Origin of the sequence: Tolypothrix sp. VBCCA 56010 (assembly GCF_050875635.1) — a bacterium.
GTDB lineage: Bacteria > Cyanobacteriota > Cyanobacteriia > Cyanobacteriales > Nostocaceae > Hassallia.
In genome coordinates, this window is record NZ_JBPAOH010000036.1 from 1 (window position 1) to 20629 (window position 20629).

Annotated in this window: 16 protein-coding genes; 2 read left to right on the top strand and 14 right to left on the bottom strand. The window is 43.2% G+C overall.

All coding sequences use genetic code 11. The features are described from left to right. Nucleotides 1-150 precede the first annotated feature (150 nt). From eboE to AABK37_RS14755, 7 genes are all read right to left on the bottom strand, one after another. Nucleotides 151-1377: a metabolite traffic protein EboE gene (gene eboE / locus AABK37_RS14725; protein WP_432552310.1), complete on the bottom strand. Its 1227-nt coding sequence runs from the start codon at nt 1375-1377 to the stop codon at nt 151-153. Between the two features lie 52 nt (nt 1378-1429). Then, entirely contained in the window at nt 1430-2689 is a 1260-nt protein-coding gene (locus tag AABK37_RS14730; RefSeq protein ID WP_432552311.1) for a 3-dehydroquinate synthase, read from the bottom strand. Further along, the gene (locus AABK37_RS14735) at nt 2683-3327 is read right to left on the bottom strand and encodes a DsbA family oxidoreductase (protein ID WP_432552312.1); all 645 of its coding nucleotides are present in this window, start codon (nt 3325-3327) and stop codon (nt 2683-2685) included. The genes AABK37_RS14730 and AABK37_RS14735 overlap by 7 nt, the downstream gene beginning before the upstream one ends. Nucleotides 3328-3649: 322 nt before the next feature. Continuing rightward, on the bottom strand, nt 3650-4744 hold the full coding sequence (gene tyrA, locus AABK37_RS14740) for a bifunctional chorismate mutase/prephenate dehydrogenase (RefSeq protein ID WP_432552313.1): 1095 nt from the start codon (nt 4742-4744) through the stop codon (nt 3650-3652). A gap of 114 nt (nt 4745-4858) precedes the next feature. Further along, the gene (locus tag AABK37_RS14745; RefSeq protein WP_432552314.1) at nt 4859-6148 is read right to left on the bottom strand and encodes a glycosyltransferase family 4 protein; all 1290 of its coding nucleotides are present in this window, start codon (nt 6146-6148) and stop codon (nt 4859-4861) included. A 170-nt stretch (nt 6149-6318) separates the two neighbouring features. After that, a complete protein-coding gene (gene eboC, locus AABK37_RS14750; protein ID WP_432552353.1) occupies nt 6319-7212 on the bottom strand; it encodes a UbiA-like protein EboC in 894 nt (297 codons plus the stop codon). Between the two features lie 110 nt (nt 7213-7322). Then, nucleotides 7323-8258 (bottom strand): TatD family hydrolase, encoded by a 936-nt coding sequence (locus AABK37_RS14755; protein ID WP_432552315.1) that lies wholly within the window; start codon nt 8256-8258, stop codon nt 7323-7325. Between the two features lie 57 nt (nt 8259-8315). On the opposite strand from AABK37_RS14755, the gene AABK37_RS14760 reads away from it, so the two are divergent. Then, entirely contained in the window at nt 8316-8513 is a 198-nt protein-coding gene (locus tag AABK37_RS14760) for a hypothetical protein (protein ID WP_432552316.1), read from the top strand. Here the strand turns inward: AABK37_RS14760 and AABK37_RS14765 are convergent. From AABK37_RS14765 to scyA, 7 genes are all read right to left on the bottom strand, one after another. Beyond that, on the bottom strand, nt 8450-9154 hold the full coding sequence (locus AABK37_RS14765) for an EboA family metabolite traffic protein (protein ID WP_432552317.1): 705 nt from the start codon (nt 9152-9154) through the stop codon (nt 8450-8452). The two genes, AABK37_RS14760 and AABK37_RS14765, sit on opposite strands and share 64 nt — an antisense overlap. Nucleotides 9155-9335: 181 nt before the next feature. Next, nucleotides 9336-10538: a scytonemin biosynthesis PEP-CTERM protein ScyF gene (gene scyF / locus AABK37_RS14770; RefSeq protein WP_432552318.1), complete on the bottom strand. Its 1203-nt coding sequence runs from the start codon at nt 10536-10538 to the stop codon at nt 9336-9338. Nucleotides 10539-10674: 136 nt separating this feature from the next. Further along, nucleotides 10675-12045 (bottom strand): ScyD/ScyE family protein, encoded by a 1371-nt coding sequence (locus tag AABK37_RS14775; protein WP_432552319.1) that lies wholly within the window; start codon nt 12043-12045, stop codon nt 10675-10677. Between the two features lie 106 nt (nt 12046-12151). Continuing rightward, nucleotides 12152-13366, bottom strand: coding sequence for a ScyD/ScyE family protein (locus AABK37_RS14780; RefSeq protein WP_432552320.1), 1215 nt, complete (start codon nt 13364-13366; stop codon nt 12152-12154). A gap of 99 nt (nt 13367-13465) precedes the next feature. Next, entirely contained in the window at nt 13466-14416 is a 951-nt protein-coding gene (scyC, locus tag AABK37_RS14785; protein WP_432552321.1) for a scytonemin biosynthesis cyclase/decarboxylase ScyC, read from the bottom strand. Nucleotides 14417-14595: 179 nt separating this feature from the next. Then, nucleotides 14596-15663 (bottom strand): tryptophan dehydrogenase ScyB, encoded by a 1068-nt coding sequence (gene scyB / locus AABK37_RS14790; RefSeq protein ID WP_432552354.1) that lies wholly within the window; start codon nt 15661-15663, stop codon nt 14596-14598. A 158-nt stretch (nt 15664-15821) separates the two neighbouring features. Then, nucleotides 15822-17621, bottom strand: coding sequence for a scytonemin biosynthesis protein ScyA (gene scyA, locus AABK37_RS14795; RefSeq protein WP_432552322.1), 1800 nt, complete (start codon nt 17619-17621; stop codon nt 15822-15824). A 986-nt stretch (nt 17622-18607) separates the two neighbouring features. Between scyA and AABK37_RS14800 the strand changes: the two genes are divergently transcribed. After that, a complete protein-coding gene (locus AABK37_RS14800; RefSeq protein WP_432552323.1) occupies nt 18608-20587 on the top strand; it encodes a scytonemin biosynthesis sensor histidine kinase in 1980 nt (659 codons plus the stop codon). Nucleotides 20588-20629: the final 42 nt, after the last annotated feature.

A 20629-nucleotide genomic window follows, 5' to 3' on the forward strand; every position in this document is an offset into this window, starting at 1 on the left:
CAAACGGGAAGGGAGTAATCAAAGATATCTGTTGAAATTTTATAGCGTTTCTCGGTTTAATGAGGTACACCCGGAGGGGCACGGCACTGCCGTGCCCCTACAACCCGCCATATAATTTTGTACCTCACCTGAGTGGGAATCGCTATAAACTTATTTGGACGCTAGTTGAGAAGGCTGCAACATCTTATTTAAAACCCACTCATACTCACGCTGAATCGACGCTGATAAATCTAGCTTCATTTCACCAGGTAATACATCCCAAGTATAAGTTTCAATTTCTAGATGATTGCAAACCTGATTATTTTGCAGCAGTTCCAAGACAGTGGTAATGTCGTCTTGCGTAGATTGCAAAAGTTTATAATCGTGAATAAAAATTGGCACATGAAAGTGAATTCGCCATTGAGATGCGGTGGTATTTTCTAAATCTGGTAAGGCGTTTTCCAAGTCGGAATATTGATTGGAGTCGCTAGTAACTACTTGGTGTAAATACGTAGATTCTGCGAAAGGAAGCAACCTTTGTTTCACTTGGCGGCGTTGTTCGGCATCTTCTGGCACATCTACCTGTAAGGCTGCACTAATCTGAATTTTGCCAATTTGAATTCCTACAGCTTGAAATTGCTTGAAGACGGAAACTGGATTTTCAAAGGCGATCGCAAAATGACAGGTATCGTAACATACACGCACATGTTCTAATAAAAGCGCTTCGGCTGTTTCTTGGGGCATCTCCAATTGTTGTGCTAAATAAGCACCACCAAGAGGTAATAAATGCGTTTGGAAATAATCAATTACCTCGGCAGCATTTTCAATTAATCCATCTGGTTCTGGTTCTAAATTTAAGTGCAGCAGCTTTCCAGTATCAGCGCGGATGCGTACCATTTCCGCTACAACTTGTGCTATGTGCAAACTAGCGCTGTTGATGACGGATGTTTGAGAAATTTGATTTCCTTTAAACCAAGGTTTGTAAGATAACGGTAGTGTAGAAATGCTACCTTCCATTTCGGCAGGTAACAATTCTGCGAGAATATTGGTTAGTTGTAATGTGTAATCTAACCGTTCTTGTTTTGACCAATCTGGTGCATAAACTTGGTCTTTTACTACTTGCTGATGAAATCCACCATAAGGAAATCCATTTAAAGTAAACACGTATAAATCATGTTCGGCTAACCATGATTTAAATTCTTTTAAGGTGTTTCCTTGTAATAGTTCTTTGGCTGCTATTGCTGCTAAACGCAAGCCAATACCAAACGGTTTTCTTGGTGCTATTTTTGCTTTGAGTTCTAAAACGTATTGCTGTAAGTTACTAAATACTTTAGTCCATTCTTCACCTGGGTGAATGTTAGTGCAATACGTTAAGTGAATGTTGTTTTGTATTTTCATGTTGTGTGAGCGTTTTAACGCTTCCGGAAACGACTGAAGTCGTTACTACGGGTTAAGTTAAACTTTCAGATACAGATGTGAGGAATGAGGAAACGCTTTTTCTCTGTCTATCTTCTACAAACTCTTGCAATAGGGAAATAGCTTGTTTGTACAAAGATAAATCAGCTTGATGAACTTCAATTCCTTGACCAATTCGTTGCAGCAACGTTAAGGTTAATTCTCCACCCAAGTGTTCGCGAAACTCTTGCAACCCGCGAAATAAACTGCGCGAATGTTCTGGTTGTGAGAGTTTTTCTGTTAGTTCGGGAACGTACAAGACAAAGCCTAATGTAACCAGTGTATTTAAAATGCACTGCCATTCTAAGCGGGAAATCTTTCCTAACAAATAGGAATAAGTTGTATCTAAAGCAATACCGATCGCCACCGCTTCTCCATGACGCAAGTTATAATTTGTCAGTTGTTCTAGTTTGTGCGCTGCCCAATGTCCGAAATCTAACGGACGAGATGAACCCATTTCAAAGGGATCGCCGCTGGTAGCAATATGTTCTAAATGTAACTGAGCGCATCGGTAAATCAACTGTTGCATCGCGTCCATGTCTCGGCGGCGCAGTGCTTTGCTATTAGTGCGGATGAATTCAAAGAAGTCAGCATCCTTAATTAGGGCGACTTTCACGGCTTCGGCAATACCAGAACGCCAATCGCGATCGCTTAATGTACTCAAGAATGATAAATCATTGACTACTGCGTAAGGCGGGGCGAATGTGCCGAGAAAGTTCTTTTTCCCAAAGGCATTAATTCCGTTTTTCACCCCGACACCAGAATCATTTTGCCCCAACACTGTCGTAGGAATACGGATAAGACGAACTCCCCGATGAGCAGTTGCGGCGGCAAATCCAGCCAAGTCTAACACCGCACCACCGCCAATTGCTATCAGGTAGGAGTGACGACATATACCTGATGAATCAATTACTTTGTGAATTTGCTTGACTAAGTTGGGATTGTTTTTAGCTGCTTCTCCACCGGGAACTTTTATCGGGTCGCCAGCGAGGGTTAAGATATCGGCATGGTACTTGGTATATAGTGCTATTTGCCTGAGCAAGCTACGCCGAAGCTCTAATAAACCAGCATCTACGACTACGACTATTTTCTTTGGTTTTTGCTCACCATCGCCGGCAATTAATTGCGCCAGCATGTGATTTTTCAACTTAAAAACTTCATTGGTAAAGTAAACTTTATAGTCGAAGCTAACCGAAACATGTTGCTGAATCGGTTGCAAATTTAATGTAGTTTTTTGTGGGATATTAGCTACCATATTTTTGATGATGTTTCTAAAAGTGTTGCGCGATTTAAAGCTTGAAGAAATACTTCTACTGAGTGATAACCGTCAATTTTGACTCGGTTGTTGATAATAAAAAACGGCACGCTAGTAATGTTATTTAACCGAGCAAATATTGATTCAGCCAGAATTTTATCGACTGCGGCATCATCAGTTAATTGTCTTCGTAATTCTCTAGGATTTAGTTGGTGTGCCGTACCTATAGCAATAATAACTTCGATGTCTCCGAGGTTTAAATTGTCTTCAAAGTAAGCTTTGTAAATTGCTTCTACGATATCGTTTTTAATGTTTTCTGGTGCTATGGCAATTAGTTGGTGGGAAAGTGTTGTGTTGACTGCTAGAGAAATTTTGTTAAAATCTAGCTTGACTCCAGCGGCTTTACCTGCTTTTTGCGTATAGTCAAACATCTGCTGGAGTTCTGTTTCTCCAATGTTTTTTCTAGTTCGCATAAAGCTGCGAAATTCGTAACCGCTTGCAGGAATGGTGTTATCAAGTAGGAAGGGATGCCAGCGAATACTGGCTGGTTGTTGGATTTGGTCAAGTGCATCGAAAAGATGTTTTTTGCCGATTCTGCACCAGGGACAAACGGTATCGTGAAAGATGTCGATCAGCATGGTTTTTGTTATTTGAATGCTGAGGTGGGGGAATGATTAATTGAAAACGAACCGCGAAGGCGCGAAGGGCGCAAAGAAAGGAGAAAAAGAGAGTTATGATGAGTTCTTGCACAAGTCTTGATTTTAACGTCTTTCTTTGCGCCTTTGCGCCTCTGCGTGAGAAAAAACTTACAATTGTTGTACGTTTATTTGTGCTGATAAATCTTTTTTTTGGCGCTGATTGAGGATTGTGGGTAAGGCTTTTAAATGGGGTGTATTCCATTCAAAGCACCGACACCTTAGAAAGGTGCGGCTACACAGACAAAGCCAGACGAGCGCAGGCTTAGATTTTTGTAGCCTGCGTAGGCAGGCTTTGTTCGTATAGCCCCAGGCTTACAGCCTGTGGGATATTTTTGCCAAATTGTGATGCTCGCTTTAAATGAGTTTTTTCCTCTGTGAAAAATGTTTGAGCGGTTTCAAATTCTTGGATTAATCCGGCTCTATCTCGCTTTTCTACTAGGGTTGCTAAACGGCTGTAAGTTTCTGCTAAAAAGCGAATTTCTTGACATCTTTCTTCTGTGGCAAGCATGATGTCTATGCACAAATTTGGATTTTGAGCAAATAGACGTTTAACGATATCAATCTCTTGTCGATAGCTGGGACTAGACATTGATAAACTACGTTCTATGTCTACTCTTGCTTGTGCTAAGAAAACGCCAAGGCTAAATCTAGAGAAGTGTTGCGTGGCTTGAATAATGACCATCATTTGGTCATGTTCTTCTGGTGTGCAAACAATTAGTTCTCCACCTTGGCTTTTAATGAAGTCTAAAAACCATTGAAAGTAATGATTTTCTCGACCTGGACACACTACGACTTTTTGCTGGTTGAATGATTTGATGTTGGGACCAAACATAGGATGCAATCCGATTACTGGTCCTGGATGGTGTGCGAGCATTGCTGCTACTGGCTGAGTTTTGATGCTGGTGATGTCACATATTGCTGTTGTTGGTGTTAGGTATTTTGCGGCACGTTTGATAACATCTACGGTTCGCTCAATCGGAACGCTGATTAATACTAAGTCTACTTGATTTAAGAGTTGATCTGCATATTGCCAATCATCATTTTCTAGAATGCTTACGTTGTGTCCAGCCGCTAGAAGTTGCTGTGTAAAAAATCTTCCCATTCTGCCAAGTCCACCAATGATGGTAATTTGCATTGGCTTGACATTGTTGACTTTGGATGATTGAGTGGTAATAGCATGACTGTTGATTATACTTGCCCAAACACATTCGGGAATGCCAGCTTGGGCAAGTTGAGGAGCTATATAAGCAAGTTGTTCTTCAGGTGAAGGTAATTCTGATGTTGCTTGCAGCGATAGGCGATCGCGTAATAACTCGATTATATTTTGATCGGTTTGTTTGAGCTTGTCTGGAATCATAGATAATCCAAATTTACGAAGTTCCAAGCGCCAGCAGTCGCCGTTCCAACTTCATTAAATAAACTTTTACTTAGAATTGATATGCTTGCTAATTCTTAACAGCGTTGCGCGATATCAAATATCTATAGGTGATTCGCTAGAAGTGAATTTTGGCAAAATATCTAAATCTAATGCTGGGTTGGCGATCGCATCTACAAATAACTGCTCGTACTGATCGAGTGCTTGCTCAAAAGAATAGCGCTTTACTGCAAATTCTCTTCCTGTCTTACCTAGCATTTCTGTTTTCAACGGATTGGTATATAAATCCATAACCGCTGCTGCGAGTGCTTCCGGTGACTCTGGTTTCACGACTATACCACCGCCACTTTTACGGATTGCTTTGGCTGCGGTACCGCTGGCAGGAACTGAACCAATAATTGCCCTACCGCTTGCTAGCAATAATGGTATTTTGGAAGGCATGTTGAAGGAAATCACATTGCTCTTTTGCACAATCAAACCGATATCGGCTGCGGCTAACATTTCGGGTAGTTGTTCTCTCGGTTGTAAAGGTAGCAGTACTACGTTATCTGCGCCACAAGTTTGGCAATATTTCTCCAATCTTTCTAAAGCCTGTGATTCGCCAGCGATCGCAAAAACAATTTTTGGTATGTGACGCAACCGAGCTGCTGCTTCTACTACTGTCTCTAAACCTTGTGTCAGCGCAATGTTACCTGAGTAAAGAACTACAAATTTATCATCTAGTTTATGAGCTTTTTTCCAAGCGTTGTTTTTCTTTGGTAAAGGACGGATAAAGTTTACATCTACCCAATTGGGAATGCACCTAATTTTACTCGGCGAAACTCCCTTTTTCACTAAATTTTCTACAAATCCGTCGGCAATAACACTGATGCTATGTGCAGTCCGGTAAGCAAATTTCTCTAGTGTTTCCAAGGCTCGGATCATCCATTTGTTTCTGATCAGCCCAACACGTATGGCAGCTTCTGGTAAAATATCTTGCACATTCAGTACCACCGGGCAGTCATACAAACAACCTAGCAAAGCTGCCGGCAAGGACACCATCAGCGGCGGTACTGTCAAAAGAATTACATCGGGTCGCCACCCGTTTAAAGCTTGGGGAATGCTTGTGAAGACAAAGCTTAATTCTAGTAGCAGCCGATCTACAAGGTTGGGTTTAGACTTGATTCGCAGATAGCTACGTTGGATAGTGACACCATTTTTTTCTTCAGTCACATACCATTTACCCCGATAACCATCGTAAATCTGGCGCTGAGGATAGTTAGGCATACCTGTGATTACCCGAACCGAATGACCTCGTTTCACTAGTCCTTCTGCCAGTTCAGTCATTAAAGGAGCAATCCCAATCGGTTCTGGATGATAGTTGTAGGAGTAAATCAGAATCTGCATGATCTGTCTTGAAAATAAAGGCTAAGGACTAGGGATTAGAGAAAGTATATTTTTATTTTTTTGTTTGAGAATCGCTCCTAAGAGCTATCTAGTTATTTTCCTAGATTCACCGTATAAATGCCAGCTCTATTTCTTTATATATTTTTAGTTATTATTGCCACTTATATAGTTTAAGTTACTGCAAAGATTCGTGCTAGCGCCATTGAAATCGGCAACAAACTTAAAACCAGTAACCCGTAAGTCCAACTAGCGAAACCCGCAGCCAATGTAGCATCTAAAACTATTAGTGACAACACCCCAGCTTTGACTGCAATTCTTATTTGTTCTGGGGTTGGTTGGCGCACAGCTTTGATAAAAGGCAGTAGTACCCGCGTCGCAAAAAGAACGATAAATGGTAATGCTGTCAAAACTTCATAATTGTTTAATAGCCCTAGTGCCAAAAGTCCGATTAGGACTATAACAATCAGTGATAGCGCTGTGACTCTAGTAGTACTGTTGCTGACTTTAACTTCATCTCGACTGAGGGTGGTGATACCGGCGATGTAAGCGATCGCAATCAAAGCTAAATACCAATATTCTCCTACCATCGCCGGTGCCACACTCACACCTAACAATAAATTCCCACCCCGACAAACACCCATGTTAATCGGACCCAAAACAGCGTTATGCTTGCCCACTGCATCATAAAGTAAAGCTGCCGAAGCAACGATCGCAGCCACAGTTGCACTCTTCCAAGAAACTTGCAAAGCTGCGATGACACCAACGCTCAAAAAACTACTCCCCAAGATAGTTGCGCCTAAAACTGATGCTCTACCACTAGGAATCGGTCGTTCCGGTCGCTCTACCGCATCTAGTTGGGCATCAAAGACATCATTAAAGACAATTCCGCCACCGTACAAACCCGTAGTAGCCAGCAGCAACCACGCCAATGGTGTTAAATCGCCAACGTATCCCGAAGCTGCGAAGCCGGCTAAAACATCTGCCCAAGCAGTGACAATATTAGCAGGGCGCAGTAATTGAAGATATGCCCAGAGAGAATTTCGACTGAAAGTAGCGGTGTTCATGGGGGAGGTGGGGGGAGTGGGGGAGTGGGGGAGTGGGGGAGGTGGAAAAATAACTCCGCTCCTCCCGTACAGACGTTCCACACTCCCACGTCTCTACCGCGCCTTTTGTGTTACTCAATCAATGCATATTCACGGGTAGATTCAACAATTGGTTGTTGTCCGCGCAAAACGGAATTACCGTTAAATAACTGGCGTTGGTCGATGGGTGAGGGAGACAGCCAGTCTGAGTCTTGCATTTGACCGCTTTGGCTGTAAGCTGCGAGTGCGTTTTCATAACAGACTGCTTTGACATCAGATTCTCTTATTCCTCTGTCTATCATCAGTTGAGCGGTTTTAGGTACAGCTAGCGGATCGCTAATTCCCCAGTCAGCGCTGCTGTCTACAATGATGCGACGAACGTTGTCACGTCCCGCTTCGCTAACGCTTCCATATTGGCGTACAATCTCCACCATGCGAGCATTGCCCATTTTTGTGTTCGGGTAAATTGTGAAACCTGCCCAAAAGCCCCGATCCAAAACTTCTTCAACCGTCTCTTCATTGTTATGATCGACAATCACTTTTGATGCATCTAACCCATGTTCAATACATACATCCATGCTACGACTGGTGCCAGCCTTTTTGTTGCGATGCGGTGTATGAATTAACACTACCATGTCAAGTTCTTTTGCCAGCTCTAACTGTAGGCGGAAGTATTTATCTTCGGCACGCGTCATGTCATCGTAGCCAATTTCACCAATAGCAACTACACCCTCTTTGCAAGCAAACAGAGGTAACAATTCCATCACTTGCTCTGCCAAAGCTTCATTATTAGCTTCTTTAGAATTCAAACCAATCGTGCAATAATGGCGGATACCGAACTGAGCCGCCCGAAAGCGCTCCCATCCCACCAAGCTGCTAAAGTAATCTTGGAACGAACCAACATTAGTCCGGGGTTGTCCCAACCAAAAAGCCGGCTCAATTACAGCCACAATACCCGATTCCCGCATCATCAGGTAATCATAAGTTGTGCGGGCAGTCATGTGAATGTGAGGATCAATAAACATCATATTAGTTGTTAGTTGTTATTTGTTATTTGTTGGTTGTTGGTTGTTGGGCATTGGGCATTGGGCATTGGGGAGGCAGTGCGTTGGACGGGTTCCCCAACGCACTGGCTCACCAATTACCAATGCCCATTAAACAATTGCCCAATGCCCAATGCCCGATGCCCAATGCCCGATGCCCCATGCCCCATGCCCCACTACCCCTTAACCAAATCCACCAATTGCCAAATCTCTGGAGAAACCGATCGCCCAGCAGCTTGACGTTCATTGGCGTAATCAATTAACATTCTTGCTAGTTCTGGATTTGCACGCTGGTTAAGCCCCTGAATTAAACTCACAGGGCTGCCGACAAAAAAAGCTTTCAGCACCATCTGATTCCAAGCCAGATTGTCAAAATACTGTGCCGGATAAGGATTTGTTAAAGCAACAGCATTAAAAACTGCTGTCATATTGCTGCGAACTCCTTCAGCAGCGCGGTGACGAAGTTTTTCTGGGTAAGGTAGAAGCGGTAAAGCTTGATAAAGTGCAATTAATTCCCCCACATCCGCAGTGGTGAAAACTTGCTCCAACGTGTGCAGATATTTCTCTGCATCATCATCAGGCAAAGACAGCAGCAATAAAGTACGAGCAGCTTGATCCACACTCCACTTAGCAGGAACCCAACCTGTGACTATTGCCGAGGCTGCCTTTAAATCTTCTTGTGTTAACTCAAGGTCATTTTTGCCAGTATAACGAGGCACAGCGCTAAAAGCAGTAAAGAACACTCGCACATTAGCCCCATTGCTTATCTGCTTTCTTTTTTCATCTAGCCAAATAAGACTTTGTGTATTTACCCGCTCTGAAAGCCAGCGATGTAATAAATCAGTAACACTAGTTAAGTTTAAATTAATTACAGCAGACATAATTAATAACACTTTTTCAAATACTTGTCTTTTCTCTCTCTCGTCTCTCTCGTTCGTTCCCTCGTCCCTCGTTCCCTGTCTCTGACAGGGAATGCAATCATTGAGGCAGAGCCTCAAGCGGGAGGCAGAGCCTCCTTTGACTGCGTTACCAGGCGCTCTGCCTGGTAACGAGGGTACGAGGCTAAACTGTAGTCTTTTCCAGTTGCTTCTCTAAACTGATGATTGTCCTTTGCCGCTTATCTTTCTTCAATTTGACAGCAGCAGCTCCTATTCCCAATAACCCTAGAGCTAATGTTGTGCTTGGTTCAGGCACTTTGGCTCCGTTTTCTACCTTCAACACTTGGACGCGACCTTGGAAGAAATCGCCTACATACAGCTTGCCATCTTTGAGAGCTGTGCCACCCGTCCAGTTAAATCTGCCTGGTGTGAGGTCGAGGGGGTTGCCAAAAGGAGGACCAGTTAATGCTGGAGGCGGTACAGGGTTGCCAGATGCATCGAGGGCAGGTGAGCCATACGATGTGAGGAACTTACCGTTTTTATCGAATACCTGAACGCGGCTGTTGATAGAATCAGCTACATAGACATTCTCTTGATCGTCCACTTCGATGCCAATTGGCTGAAGAAGCTGTCCAGGTCCGCTACCTGCTGAACCAAATGCGTACAGAGGTTTACCATTTGGATCGAGTACTTGAACGCGGTTGTTATACTGGTCAGCTAGAAAGATATTTCCACTGACTGAGGAAATTCTTACACCTGCTACACCTTGAGTTTCTCCAAGTGCAGTGCCAGCCGTTCCACCAATGACACCAATTTGCTGTCCGTCTGGTGTGAATTTAAGAATCCTTTCACCGTTAAAATCACCAACGTACACGTTGCCAGCTTTGTCAAATGTCACACCAGATGGTCCAAAGAACAATCTACCCTCTATGAGACCGGTAAATTGTCCATTTGCAAACGATCTAATAAAGTTACCCTGAGAATCGAATTGATTGATGCGGTTGTTGTAAACATCACCTGCATACAGATCCCCTGTTACTGGATTAAAGTCTACAGTTGTTGGCTCGTCAAACTGTCCGGGTCCTGTGCCGCCGGAGCCAATTGCTCCAATATACTGACCATTAGGACTAAATTTTTCAATTTTGTTACCGAGGTTGTAGTTAGGAGTACCATCCGGGTTAACACCGCGACCGTTAGCTATGTAGGTATTCCCTTGCTTATCCACCGCTATGCCTTGGGGAACAAACAGCTCCCCATTACCGCCGAAGCCAGGACTACCAATAGAGCGTTCGTAGCTTAATGTTACAGAGAAAGCTTGAGTAGCTGTTGCTACAACGGCAAATCCCGCACCGACTAAAGCGAATGATAAATTTTTGACTAATCCCATAGTGAATTTTCTGTTGTTTGAGGTATACTCTTTCCAGGGTTTTAGTTCCCAGGTTTAGCCTGAGAACATTGGATTCGAGCTGCTGTCTTGAACACAGCAGCTTATTTTTTGAGCATTCGCTCCCATAAACGAGGAATTAGAGAGTTTCTACTTTAGCTAGCAACTCTTCGCCCACTTTTTGTTGGCGTTTACGTTTGCCGATTGCAGCGGTTGCACTTAAAGTAGCGATCGCTAATAGACCTGCACCAGCACTGGGTTCGGGTACTTTCTTGGTAGCTTTTAGATCAATCTTGATCAGTTGTCCTCCACGTTCCCCTGCTACGAGCCTGGCACGGTTTGAGGTATATAAAGCGCCATCATTGTAAAATAATCCTGAAGCTGCTTCTAATCCTTCACCATCCCAGATAGTTTCGCGAGTACCATCTTTGGCAATTTTGATGATAGAACCGCTAATATCACCGGTGATCTCACCACCCTGTTGAATTGCCTTCCATTCTGACTGATTGATGTGTTGCAAGGCATACAAATTGCCTTCAGGGTCGTATGCTACACCTGTCAACTGCGTAAAGCCATCATAGATGGTTTTAATTGACAAATCATCAGGGTTAACTGAATGGATACGTGCTTCTTTTTCTGGATAAGGGAAGTAGGTATATTCGCTGACTGTTAAACTGCCATCTGGAGCAACTGTGATACCTGTGGGTATTGCTTGGTTTGATACTGGCAGACCATTGGGAGCTTGTGTATAACCTGGGGGTAGTGGTGCGCCTCCTGTTGGGTCTACTACCCCTTCAGGAAGAGTTGGGGTTTCGAGTTTACTTGGGTCTATTTGTTTGAGAGGAAACCCAGCTACGTTCTTAATACCGCTGCCATCGAGTCCCACTGAATATACAGTATTTCCACCGCCATCAACGACGTAAGCAGTATCACCCTTAATTGTGAAGGCATAGGGGTTAGAAATGTAATCAGTGCCATCGGCATTGTTTGCGGTTTCATAAGCCGCAAAATCGGCAAGACTTGTCAGCGAACCGCTGTTTAAGTCAACTTTATATAGTTTTCCTAAATCGGGGGATTTTAACACGGTATCGCGTTTGCTTGGATCGCCAGCAAGACCGGTCAAAAGATAAGCGTTGCCTTTGTCATCAAATTTGAAGTCCGCAGGACCAGCAGCTTGTTCCCCAGAGGGCACTAATGCTATGGACGTAAGATTTGAAAATATATCTGTTTTTGTGCCGTCCTTAGCAATTTTGATAACGCCACCATTCGGACCAGCACATAAAGGAATATATTGGGCGCTAGGTGATGCAATACATCTTCCGTCGTTTCCGTCGCCGCCTTTACCGCTCAGTGTCAGATAAATATTGCCGTCCTTATCGAAGTCCATATTCCGGGGGTTATCAAGATAGTCGGCGACTACCGACAGCGATGCAGCTTGTGCTGCTTGGTTTACAGCGACAGTGGCAATACTAGCGGTTAAAAGTGTAAGGGCAAATGACTTGAGTTTCATAAACAAAAGTGAGAGTTGTTAGTTGCGGAAGGTTTAATAGTTATAAAGACAACGATTCCCAATAACTGGGAAGCACAAATCAAGCATTCCCTGATACAGCCCCTCTTTATGGAGAGGCGATCGCTTTGGCTTGAAACTTTTGAGTGCTGTTGGTCATATCCACCAACGCTTTGCCCTTGCCTAAAGCAGAAGCGGGTTCAGGCACGGATGTATTCTCAATTCTGATTACTTGTCCTTGTCCTGGACGACCGCCTCGGTTGATGACATAAAAGGCGTTATCTGGACCAATGGTGAAGGCTGCGGGTGACTCTAATCCATTACCACTGACTAAAGTCGTGCGAGTACCATCAGAAGCTATTTTGATCAGAGATCCTTCTGGTTTTCCTTTCCAACCTGAAGCATTCATATGCTGCAATGCATACAAGTTGCCTTCAGTATCAAAAGCTAAGTCAATCAGTTGGGTAAAGCCATCTGCGTAGACTGTTAGTCCGTCAGCATCAATTCTGTATATTTTTGCTTGACCTTCTGGAAAGGGAAAACCAGTAAATTCGCTAACGTAATAAGCACCGTCAGAACCTTTAACAATATCTGTGGGTACTGATTGAATTGCAATCTGTGATGGTGGTGCCTGACGATAAGCACTAGCTGGTGGTACGTGTCCCCGGTCAAAATTTTGCGAGTTAGAACCGGGGAAGATTGGATTAGTTAATATCTGGTTGGGAATTGCAGCAATTACCTTCAGATCGCTGCCGTCAATATTTCCACTGAGGACACTGTTAGCGCCTGCATCAACTAATACAATAGTATCTCCGTCTATGTAAAAAGACAAGGGGTTACTGACAACTTCACATTCCCTTGATGTAGAGTTGTTAGTAAGTTCATAATTGGCTAGGTCGGCAGTACTATCCCAAGTATTTGTACTTAAATTGGCAGTAATAATTTTACCTAAGTCAGTGTTGCCTAATGCGCGATCGCGTAAAGCTGGATTAGCAGCATAGCCAATCAGAACATAAGCCTTGCCTTGAGCATCAAACTTTATATCGTGAGGACCGGCTGCTCCAGTGCCATCGGCAAATGCGACAGAAGGTAAATTTGTTAGTACACGTTTAACAATGCCATTTTCAATTTTGGCGATCGCACCACTCGTGCCATAACATAAATCACCTTGACCGCTGGGTGATGGAATGCTCTTTCCATCTCCCCCAATTCCGGCTTCTGCAATATAAAGACTACCGTCGGGACTAAAGCTCAGACCTTTAGGATTATTAAGACCCTCAGCAATTACTGTAAACGATGTAATAGTATGTTCCTTCAGTTTCATTTTAAAAATTAAGAATTAGGTAGAGACGTTCCACACTCCCACGTCTGTACAAAAAGCGCGGTAGAGACGTTCCATTGGAACGTCTGTACGCGAGGAGGTTTATTTAGCCAGCGGTGCGTAGCTCTGACCACGGTCAAACGATTGCAGATTGCCGGCTTTGGCTTCTGTCAAACGTTTGATGTTCATGTTCTCAGCACCAAAGTCTTCAATTTGAAGTTTGCCTAATGGTAGTTGTTCACCATGTTTCCAAAATGTGATTCGGTGCAAGATGAAACCAGGAGCTTCTGGATCGCCGAAAGCATAAGAAGCCGGTATCAACATGCTGGGACAGCGCTGATAAAATCCTTGCTCAGGATAAAAGAATTCATGCTCTACCAAGTACCATTTGCTAACAGGTTCTACCCGCAGCGAAACTTTTACTTTGTGACCATATTCATCGCGATACTCACCCGATAAAGCAGAAGTTTCACCATCTGGTCGCACTAAATGTGCCCAGTCATTCATATTTCTCAAATCTGACAAATACGCAACTCCTACTTCTATGGGAGCATCAACATAGATGGTGTCAGTATCAATAAAGTAACGCCCTTTTTCGGCTGATGTCAGACCTGCTTTGCGTTCCAAGTTAGCTTTGAGCGAACGACATTCAGAAGTATGTACGGTATGAATTCCCTGCATAATCATCTGAGTTTGTCGCTTTGGATCGACAAAACTTAACCAATGAAAATACACACCATTTTCATCTGTTCCTGGCTCAATGTAATCGCTAGGGAAAAGCAGAACCGGATAAACTTGAAAATATTTCTGATACTCAAGTCCGCAATGCCACTCAATACCTTGAAGCTGCGAATGCTGTAATTTTTTAACGTGATAGTAGAGGTCTCTATGATAACCTGAGGCACTTCCGCGCCAGGTATCTTCGTCCATTTGCTCTGCCATCCGGCTATAAAGTGTCCACTCGTCTAAGTTTTTTAGACTGCAAAGGTACTCGTAAGTATTCTCTAGTGAATTTGCAATATAAGCAGACGTAGCAAAGGTATTTTTTTCCACTGGGCACTCCTTTAATTGGTTAGTGGTTAGTAGTTAGTGGTTGGTGGTTGGTTGTTAGTGGTTGGTGGTTAGTGGTTGGTGGTTAGTAGTTGGTGGTTAAATACTCCAACTATCAACCCACAACTATCAACTAACAACTCACAACTATCGACTATCAACTAACAACTATCAACTCTCAACTAACAACTAACAATCATTTCCTTGTTCTTAATTTTTCTGGCGTTCATAATCCGGTCTTCTGCCAACTGCTTGGCAGCTTCATTGGTGGTGATTTCTTGCTGTTTTGCTCGTGCGAAAATCTCAAGTAGTGTGTCGTAGATATTATGCAATTGCTGAAAGGCTTTTTCTTCGTTGTAGCCGATCATTTCGTTGTAAACGTTGATAAGTCCTCCGGCATTGATTACATAATCCGGACAATAAAGAATCCCTTTCTCTGTAATCATCTGACCGTGGATTTTTTCTTGAGCTAGCTGATTATTGGCAGCACCGGCAATAATCGCGGCTGACAAACTATGAATGGTCTGGCTGTTGAGAATTCCACCTAATGCACAAGGAGAAAATACATCGACATCTAGAGAGTAAATTTCGTCTGGTGCGACAACAGTTGCACCAAAAGTACGTTTTACTTCTTCTGCTTTTTCTTGACTTATATCAGTGACAAAAAGCTCTGCACCGCTTTCGTGCAAAAGTTGGCAAACATTTCTGCCGACGTTGCCCAAACCTTGAACCGCGACTTTCAGCCCTTCTAAATTTTCGCTTTGCAAGCGAAATTTAACCGCAGCTTTGATGCCTAAAAATACACCTTGAGCTGTGATGGGAGCAGGTCCGCCAGATTTTTCTTCTACCCCAACTACATAATTAGTTTCTTTACTAATTGTTCTGACATTTTCTGGGGTAAGATTCACGTCTTGCCCGGTGATAAAACGTCCTTGCAGTCTGTCTACAAAACGTCCGTAAGCTCTAAATAATTCTTCGGTTTTATGTGCGGGATCGGCAATAATAACTGCTTTGCCTCCACCAACGGGAATGTTGGCACAAGCTGCTTTGTAAGTCATGCCACGACTTAAACGAAGGGCATCTTTTAAAGCTGCTTCTTCGTTGAGATAAGGCAACATTCGCGTTGCCCCCATTGCGGGTCCTAAGCTAGTGTCATGAATGGCAATTATGGCTTTGATATCTGGGTCTTTGCCATGACAAAATAATACTTGCTCGTGACCCATTTCTTGTACTGTGTCAAAAAGGTTCACCCTACACTCCACTTTTGGTAATTGGTAATTGGGCATTGGGCATTGGGCATTGGGAATTGGGCATTGGGCAATGGGCAATGGGCAATAGGAATAAAAAGAAGCTACACGTATTTCCATGCCCCATGCCCGATGCCCCATGCCCCATGCCCCATGCCCCATTAGATATTTGGAAATGAAAGCATTCCGGAATTTTTGGCGGGAGTTGCTTTGACTCCTTGTGCGGCTAAACTTTGATTGCGACCTTTGGATGGTGCGGCTCGATTGGGGTCAATGATGACGTCGATAACGATGGGAACTTCTGAGGCGATCGCTTGTTCTAATGCTGCTTCTACATCAGATTCTTTCAAAACTCTGATTCCTTCTGCTCCCATTCCTTTAGCAATCATCGCAAAGTCTGTGAGGGGAATTGATGCATCTGCTCCTGTGAGTCCCAACAATTTCATTCCTTGATGGCACATATTATAACGTGCATCGTTAAGCACAATCCATATTGCGGGAATTTGGTATTTCACGGCGGTGCTGATTTCGCTATTCATCAACATTGCCCCATCGCCAACAATCGCGACAGCTTTACCATTCCGGGCTTGCGCTGCTCCAACAACTCCGGTGACGGCGTGACCCATTGCCCCAACTCCGGTGCTGACTCGGTAGCGATTTGTTTCGGAAAATCTCAGTAAATGAGTAGACCAGGTAAAGGAGTTACCGCACTCTGCCATGACTACGGCATCGCTACCTTCGACGATGACTTTTTGAATGGCTGCCATCAATACTTCTGGTCGCACTGGAATATCTGGGGCGCCCGCTTCAATTAATTCTTGTTCGGGGTTGGGTAAGGATATTTCCTCTGCCGTATTCTCTGGCATGTGCTTCAGCAGTGCTTGGACAAAAGTTTTGATGTCAGCCTGCACGGGGTAGGTTTTGGTAGATGCGTAAGCGACTCCTGGCACTTCTGGATCGATGTCTACATGCACGAAGCCACCTGGGGGAACCATTGCCGGACTCCAAAAGCAGGTCGGTTCACCTAAGCGTGTTCCTAACACTAAAGTGCGTAATGGAGTGGAAGATTGCATGTATGTCATGACAGACCCATGACCACCTAAACCCGTGACTCCGACAAACTGCGGATGATCTTCGGGAAAGATACCTTTACCGCGAGGTGAACACATAACTGCTGCACCTGTTCTTTCTGCAAGCTGGAGAATTTCTTCGGCTGCATTCCGCGCACCGAATCCAACCCAGATGGCAAAGGGTCCTTCGGATAGTAACTCAACAGATTTGGCGATCGCTTCTTCTGATGGCGCTACTAACGAACAAACACCTCCTAAATCAGGCAGGGTTGTTTCATCAACTGTGCTTGTCTGTACACCTGTGGGAATGCTCAAATGCGCGACAAATCCGCCCGGTTGCGCTAACCCAAGAGCAATTCTCCGAAAAACCTGCGGCAGTTGAGCGGCAGATTCTATGGTGACAGCATAGTTGAACAGCGCTCCTGAGGTGAATATGCCGCCGGTGGGCAATGTAGTGCTGCTAGTTTCCTGAATTGCCCAGCGTCCGCGATGCGCTGCTGAGGTGCAAGCTGATAACAAAATCACTTTTGCACCTTCTCCACGAGCCGCAAATAAGCCTGTCAGGGCATTGGTGATTCCCGGTCCTGCGGTGGTGAAAACTACGCTCGGACTACCAGAAGCAAAGTAAGCTTCGGCAGCGGCAAAGGCGGCTCCGGATTCATGGCGAAAGTTAAGCACCTGCATGGTACTATTTGATAGCGCACCCCAAAGACTTGCCATCGCTCCCCCGGCGACACCAAAGGCAAAGCCTACTCCCAAGTTCTCTAACATTTCGGCGATCGCATCCGCAACTGTCAGCGATTTGGAGTTTTTGCCTGATTCTAGATAACCGTTTTGCTTGTACGGTTCTGCGGTGATTTGTGTTGTAGATGCGGTATACTTTTGAGTCATTGCTTTTACGTAATTAAAACGAAAATTGCTGGCATAAGAATCTCTGTAGCTTACTCAACCTGCCCTGATGCTCATTTTTTCGGTAATGTAGAAAACGAAAAACTGAGTTTTTCTTGTAACTTTTGACCTGGCTTGGTTGACAGTAGGAACACTTAAATATCGCAAAAGTATATAGATAGTTAGTACTAAACCTTTCTGCTGTGCTTCTGGAAACAAGCCTACGGGAGATTTAGAAGTATTTACAATGAATAATCTTTTGATCGCCTTGTCAATTCTTTTGCTGTTTAGCAATACCTGCAATGCTCATTTTGCATAGCTTACAAATCTATTCCTTGCGATAGTTGAATGAGATGGCAATCCCCTTGAATAACTAAAATATAAGTATTAAAAAATACATTTTTTTTGGAGGCGAAGTGAACAAAAAATCATTTGTTCTTTGTAGCTCTGTTTCTGGCAAATAGCTTTTACCTCAGATGTTTGTATTGTTGAACACATCACTATTTAATACAGTATCTACCTTTTGGTCGATGATTAAAATTATGTATATTGCTTACTTAAGAATGTATTTCTTATGACGGGTGGCAAACATATGGTATTGTAGTAAAGTTTATAAAGGAGGAAATTAAGATAAATTAAATTCCTGAGTCAGAATTTGCATCAGTTCTTAGGGAAATTCACGATTTTCTTGGCATTTTGAAGCAAAAAAGATAACGGTCAGTGTTAATAATAGAAATTGTTTTATTTTCTCTTTCTATTATCTTAAGCAGCCGTTTATCGTCGTTTTTATTTGTTGTATTCTAGGTGTAAATTTGGTTTTATAAAGATTAAGTAAAGTTGTATTAAGAAAATGAATTATCTGATAATTTAAGAAGTGGGATTAAAGAAATTAATACCTTTAAGACCGAAGTATAAATTTATCAGTAATTCATGATTGCAAGCCCATTTATGACATTGGTGCAGACGGATTGAAAAGGCTTAGTAGGGCTATGAATCTTGGCGATTACAAGTTAGTTCCATCCAACTCTAAATTGGCTTCAGTGCCTCAAGAGTTGCAATTGGCTCACTTGCTGATAAATCAGGTTGCAGATGCTGCTTTTTGCGTACAAGAGAACTCCGAGTTTCTCTATGTAAACGATGCGACCTGTCGCATTAGTGAGTATTCCCGTGAGGAATTACTGAGGATGAAGTTGCAGGATGTCGATGTAGATTTCTTGCCAGAAGTTTGGTCCCAACAATGGCGATCGCTAAAATCACAAGGTTCGCTGTGTTTGAAATCGCGTTACCGCACAAAGAAAGGGCAGATGTTTTTGATGGGGATTACCCTCACTTACATAGAACATCAAGGTAAGCAAATTGCTTGTGCGATCGCAAGCGATCGCAGTCAGGAGATAGTAGAGTTCAGTATGCAACAGTATGCTGATAAATCTAAAGATGCCAACTTGGAGTTACATCAAGAAGTATCTGCCGAATATCAGCAAAAAGAAGAAGAACTCAAAACATCTGTTAATTTACTGCGTTCGACTCTCGAATCTACCGCTAATGGCATACTTGCGGTAAATTTTGATGGGGAGATTCTTTGCTACAATCAAAAATTCATGGAGATGTGGCAACTTCCCAAATCGATAACCATATCCAGAAAATGCAAACGAGCTAAAGGCTTTTTTGAGAGCCAAGTTAAAGATAGACAGCTATTTCGCGATTGCGTGTGGGAAATGGAAATTCAATGCGCGAGCGAAAGGTATGATTTATTAGAATTGAAAGATGGGAGAACCTTTGCACACTACTCGGAACCGCAGCGACTTGATGGTAAAATTATCGGCAGAGTGTGGAGTATTTGGGACGTTACAGAATTCAAACGCACTGAAGCAGCACTGAAGCTGAACGAATCGAGATTTCGCACTTTGGCTGAAAGTACCGATGCTAGTGTTTTCCTAATTCAAAACTCAAAGTTTTGCTACGTAAATCAGGCGGCTGAAAAACTCACAGGCTACACTAAAAAAGAACTGCTGAATAACTTTAATCTTGACCAATTAGTTAAAAGCAAAAAGCTGAGGCAAGTCAACAAGTTAGATGGTGCGAGTGCGTGTGAATACCAAGAAATGCAGATTGTCACCAAAAGTGGCTCGCAGCGCTGGCTAGCTTGTACTGTGGAAATGATGGATGGATTACTTGATTTTTCCGGTAAGCCAGTCGAATTCGTCACCGCGATTGATATCACCGATTATAAAAGCGCAGAATCAGAAGTTCGCCAAGCTTTAGAACAAGCAAAAAAACTCAGCGAACTGAGAGAACACTTTGTCTCTATGCTGTGTCATCAATTCCGCACACCGCTAAATATTGTCTCATTTTCTTCTGACTTGCTCAAACGCCATCTTCACCAATGGAATGAAGAGAAAAGCCGCTCTTATCTTGATTTAATTCAAACTGCTGTTCTTGAAATCAGCCAGCTGTTAGATGAGGTATTGTTGTTTGGTAAAGCAGAAGCGGCAAAGTTAGAATGTAACCCTAGACCAGTTGACTTACAACAGTTTTGTCGTGATATTACAGCACAGATGCACTTAGCAACTGATAAGCAAACATCAATTGATTTTATCAGCCCTGGTGATTGCTCAACTGCTTATTTAGATCCGAAACTGCTGCATCATATCTTAACGAATTTACTTTCAAATGCAATTAAGTATTCTCCTGATGGAAGTACGGTTATTTTTGAGTTGCACTGTGAAGATGAAGAAGTAATTTTTCAAGTCAAAGATGCAGGTATTGGAATTCCCGTAGTAGATCGACAACAAATCTTTGAAGCATTTTATCGCGGTAGCAATGTCGATAGTATCCCCGGTACTGGTTTGGGTTTATCGGTTGTCAAAACTCTTGTAGAGATACATAAAGGTCGAATTGCTGTTGAAAGTGATGTGGGTGCAGGCACTAAATTTACTGTCGTGTTGCCCAATAGAATTGCTGAATCTTGAGTTTTTATTACAAACTGAAAATTCAGCACTAATTAAGTACTC

Excerpts from the sequence above, each read along its gene's own strand:
- AABK37_RS14730 (WP_432552311.1), bottom strand. The coding sequence starts at position 2,689 with ATGGTAGCTAATATCCCACAAAAAACTACATTAAATTTGCAACCGATT.
- AABK37_RS14755 (WP_432552315.1), bottom strand. The coding sequence starts at position 8,258 with ATGATGTTTATTGATCCTCACATTCACATGACTGCCCGCACAACTTAT.
- AABK37_RS14780 (WP_432552320.1), bottom strand. The coding sequence starts at position 13,366 with ATGAAACTGAAGGAACATACTATTACATCGTTTACAGTAATTGCTGAG.
- AABK37_RS14800 (WP_432552323.1), top strand. The coding sequence starts at position 18,608 with ATGAATCTTGGCGATTACAAGTTAGTTCCATCCAACTCTAAATTGGCT.
- tyrA (WP_432552313.1), bottom strand. The coding sequence starts at position 4,744 with ATGATTCCAGACAAGCTCAAACAAACCGATCAAAATATAATCGAGTTA.
- scyF (WP_432552318.1), bottom strand. The coding sequence starts at position 10,538 with ATGGGATTAGTCAAAAATTTATCATTCGCTTTAGTCGGTGCGGGATTT.
- eboC (WP_432552353.1), bottom strand. The coding sequence starts at position 7,212 with ATGAACACCGCTACTTTCAGTCGAAATTCTCTCTGGGCATATCTTCAA.
- AABK37_RS14765 (WP_432552317.1), bottom strand. The coding sequence starts at position 9,154 with ATGTCTGCTGTAATTAATTTAAACTTAACTAGTGTTACTGATTTATTA.
- AABK37_RS14735 (WP_432552312.1), bottom strand. The coding sequence starts at position 3,327 with ATGCTGATCGACATCTTTCACGATACCGTTTGTCCCTGGTGCAGAATC.
- scyA (WP_432552322.1), bottom strand. The coding sequence starts at position 17,621 with ATGACTCAAAAGTATACCGCATCTACAACACAAATCACCGCAGAACCG.
- AABK37_RS14745 (WP_432552314.1), bottom strand. The coding sequence starts at position 6,148 with ATGCAGATTCTGATTTACTCCTACAACTATCATCCAGAACCGATTGGG.
- eboE (WP_432552310.1), bottom strand. The coding sequence starts at position 1,377 with ATGAAAATACAAAACAACATTCACTTAACGTATTGCACTAACATTCAC.
- AABK37_RS14775 (WP_432552319.1), bottom strand. The coding sequence starts at position 12,045 with ATGAAACTCAAGTCATTTGCCCTTACACTTTTAACCGCTAGTATTGCC.